The 679-nt window shown below is 46.7% G+C and carries 1 protein-coding gene and 1 pseudogene; both read left to right on the top strand.

The genetic code is table 11. The features are described 5' to 3' along the window. Positions 1-481, top strand: a 481-nt coding sequence (gene pyrF, locus A3739_RS03340) for an orotidine-5'-phosphate decarboxylase (protein ID WP_068500306.1), incomplete at its 5' end; no start/stop codon positions are given. A gap of 5 nt (positions 482-486) precedes the next feature. Next, a pseudogene (locus A3739_RS03335) lies at positions 487-679 on the top strand (GNAT family N-acetyltransferase); the annotation flags it as partial.

The raw sequence follows: 679 nt of genomic DNA, 5'->3' as shown, positions 1-679 counted from the left end.
AGCGGTTGGAGTTGCGGCAGATATGGGCGTATGGATGGTAAATGTGCATGCGAGCGGTGGCCAAAGAATGATGGAAGCATGCGCTGAGAAGTTGAGTGCCTATTCAAGTCGCCCCTTATTGATTGGCGTGACTGTACTGACAAGTATGGAGCAAGCGGATCTTGCCGGCGTAGGGATAGATGTTCCGCCGCTAGAGCAGGTTATGCGTTTGGCATCTTTAACGAAAGACTCTGGTCTCGATGGCGTGGTATGTTCATCTCAAGAAGCGAGTCAGTTAAAGCAGTCGTTAGGTTCTGAGTTTAAGTTAGTTACGCCAGGGATTCGTCCTGCAACGGCTGATAAAGGCGATCAGAAGCGTATTATGACTCCTCAGCAAGCGTTAGAAGCGGGCTCTGATTACTTAGTGATAGGTAGGCCTATTACGCAAGCTCAATCGCCATTAGAGGCTTTAGAGAGCATCTTGGCGTCGATTCAGGCGTAATACTAATGGAAGAAATCGTTTACTATCTTGAGATGCATACACCGCCTGCTTATGTAATGACCACTGCAGATAGCGAATATGTATTGGAAGAAGTAAAACATAACCAAGCACCGTTCAATCAATTCCTGTATTCGTTTGTAGGAAAGGCGTGGGATTGGACTGATCGCTTGGTTTGGACAGATCAACAATGGTTTGATT

The sequence above is a fragment of the Oleiphilus sp. HI0067 genome, assembly GCF_001635735.1.
Note: the sequence above shows the minus strand (reverse complement) of the source record. Positions and strands in the feature narration are given on the sequence as shown.